Source organism: Polaromonas sp. P3_C2, assembly GCF_056402675.1.
Genome location: NZ_JBFUGX010000560.1, coordinates 1 through 2,822, shown reverse-complemented (window position 1 = coordinate 2,822; position 2,822 = coordinate 1). Strand labels below are relative to the sequence as shown.

At 59.9% G+C, this 2,822-nt stretch carries 3 protein-coding genes; all 3 read right to left on the bottom strand.

Going from position 1 to position 2,822, the window contains the following annotated elements:
- A partial coding sequence (locus AC1DWI_RS18950; RefSeq protein WP_477725443.1) for an ATP-binding cassette domain-containing protein occupies nucleotides 1-786 on the bottom strand: 786 nt, incomplete at its 3' end.
- Nucleotides 783-1,757, bottom strand: coding sequence for an ABC transporter ATP-binding protein (locus AC1DWI_RS18945; RefSeq protein ID WP_477670535.1), 975 nt, complete (start codon nucleotides 1,755-1,757; stop codon nucleotides 783-785). The genes AC1DWI_RS18950 and AC1DWI_RS18945, both read right to left, overlap by 4 nt.
- Nucleotides 1,754-2,695 carry an ABC transporter permease gene (locus tag AC1DWI_RS18940; protein WP_477670534.1) on the bottom strand — a complete coding sequence of 314 codons (942 nt, stop codon included), beginning with the start codon at nucleotides 2,693-2,695 and terminating at the stop codon, nucleotides 1,754-1,756. The genes AC1DWI_RS18945 and AC1DWI_RS18940 overlap by 4 nt, the downstream gene beginning before the upstream one ends.
- Nucleotides 2,696-2,822 lie beyond the last annotated feature (127 nt).

Here is a 2,822-nt window from a genome sequence, read left to right as displayed (position 1 = left end):
GGCAATGAGTGCCTTTGTGTAGGGATGGTTGGGTTGGCTAAAAAGCGTCTCTGTTTTGGCCAGCTCCACAATGCGGCCCAGATACATGATCGCCACCCGGTCGGCCAGATATTCCACCACCGCCAGGTTGTGGCTGATGAACAGGTAGGCAAGGTTTTGCTCTCGCCGCAGCTTCTGGAAAAGATTGAGAACCTGCGCCTGGATGGACACATCAAGCGCGGAAACAGCCTCATCACAGACGACCAGCGACGGCTTCAGGGCCAGCGCTCTTGCGATGGCGATTCGCTGCCGCTGCCCGCCCGAGAACTGGTGCGGATAGCGTTCGCCGTAACTGGCGTCAAGACCCACCTGTTCCAGGAGGCCTCTCACGAACGGGGCCTTGTCCTTTGCGGAAATCAGCCCGTGATAGATGGCCGCCTCGCTGAGGAGCTGGTCAACACGCAGCCGCGGATTGAGCGAGCCATAGGGGTTTTGAAAGACCATCTGGACGTTTCGGTGGACATCCGAAAGATAGGGCTTGCCCGGCACCTGATGAACCATGACGTCGCCGCTGGACGGTTCCAGAATGCCCGCGACGATTCGCCCGAAGGTTGATTTTCCACAGCCCGACTCACCCACCAGGCCGACGACCTCCCCCGCCTCGATCTGCAGGCTGACGTCACTCACCGCGGACACCTGCTTGGGTGTCTTGCGGGCCAGCTTCAATTTGTGCGCCAGTTGCCCGCTCCAGGTTTGCGCGGCACCAAACCGTTTCGAGACATTGGCCGCTTCAAGTATCGTGGTCATGAATTGTTTGTCGTATAGGGGTGAAAGCAAAGAAACTCCCGGTCTTCTGTCCGGGTCAGGCCGGGCATCTTTGTGCACGCTTGCGTTGCCCGGCTGCAGCGGGGTGCGAACGCGCAACCGGACGGCAGGTTGAGCAAAGGCGGGGTACTTCCGGGAATGGGCTTGAGCAGGGAGCCGCGATCCTGCGACTTGGGCAATGAGTCGATCAACCCGCGTGTGTAAGGATGTCTCGGCGACCTGATCACGTCAGCGACCGCGCCTTTCTCGACGATGCGGCCGGCATACATCACGCACACGTAGTCGGCAAGGTCTTTCACCACACTCAGGTCGTGCGTAATCCACACCAGTCCCGTTCCTCGCTCCTTTGTCAGCTTGCGGATCTGGTAAAGAATCTGCGCCTGAATCGTGACGTCCAGGGCGGTCGTCGGCTCGTCGGCGATGATCACGGCCGGCTCGTTGATGATGGCGTTCGCGATGGCGATTCGCTGGCGCATRCCACCCGAGAGTTCATGCGGATAGGCGCGCATTCTCTCGGCCGGCGCCGGAATTCCCACCGCGGCCAACGCGGCGCATGCCCGCTCCGTGGCATCTGACCGTGATACTTTGGCGTGAATCCGGATGGTTTCCGTCAACTGGTCTCCCACACGGATGACAGGGTTGAGCGACATCATGGGGTCCTGGAAAACCATCGCCATCTCTTTGCCCCGAATCCTGTTCCATTCGCGGGCGGAGACGGAGCGCAGGTTATTTCCCCGAAGGAGAATTTCACCGGCAACGATTCGGCCCGGAGGATCCACCAGGTTCATCAAAGACATTGCCGTCACGGACTTCCCCGATCCCGACTCGCCCACCAGGGCAACGATTTGCCCTTGCCCGACGGAGAAGGAAACGTCGTTCACCGCCCTGGCGACGCCGGCCTTGGTCTCGAAGTGGGTCGTGATCCCACTGACCTTTAACGCACTTGTGCTCATACCTGATCCAGCTTGGGGTTGAAAACAACACGCAGACGATCACCGATCAGGTTGATCGACCCCACCAGAAGCACCAATGCCAACCCCGGATAGACCGAGATCCAGTATTTGTTCGTGAGCATGTACTCGAAGCCATTGGCAATCAGCAGCCCCAGCGAAGGTTCTGTCTGGGGAAGCCCGATACCCAGGAAACTCATCGTTGCCTCCAGGCTGATGGCGTGCGCCGTCTGCAGGGTGCCGGTGACGATCAGCGTTCCCATGCAGTTCGGCAGCACGTGCCTGAACATGATCCGCCTGGGGGGCAAGCCTTGCCCCATCGCTGCCTCCACATACTCTTTTTGTTGCTCCACCAGCGCGGCCCCGCGCACATTGCGGGCGTAGTACGCCCATTGAACAATGATCAGGGCCAGCAAGGTCTTGTCTACACCCTGGCCCAGCGATGCCAAAAGTACCAGCGCGATCAGGATGGCCGGCAGGCTCAGCTGCAAGTCAACGATTCGCATGAAGAACGAATCCACACGCCCGCCAAAGTAGGCGGCCGTCAGGCCCACTGTTGTTCCGATACAAAGCGCGGCCAATGCACTCAAAAGGCCGACAGCCATGCTGATGCGAAGCCCATAAAAGATTGCACTGATCAGGTCCCGTCCGGCGCCATCGGTGCCGAGGATATGCAGCATCCCGCTCACTTCGCTGCGCGCACCCGGAACGAGTTCTGCGTCCACGATAGACACGGAGGCCAGGTCGTACGGGTTCTGCGGTGAGAAAAATGGCGCGCCCAATGCCACGATGAGCAGCAGCCCGAAGACGACCAGCGCTGCGAACGCAATTTTGCTGAGCAGGAATTGCCGCCGGATCCGGCTCCACGGGGTTTGCGCCGGCTGCGGCGCCGGCCGGGCCGCCGGCTTTTCCTCCGGATTCAACGATTCGGTCTGGATCATGGGGTCACCTCATTTTTATTTGCTGCGGGCTCTGAGCCGGGGATCAAGAATCACGTACAGGAGATCGACCAGAAGGTTGATGGAGACCACCAGAAGGACGGTGACCATCAGGTAAGCCACGACAACC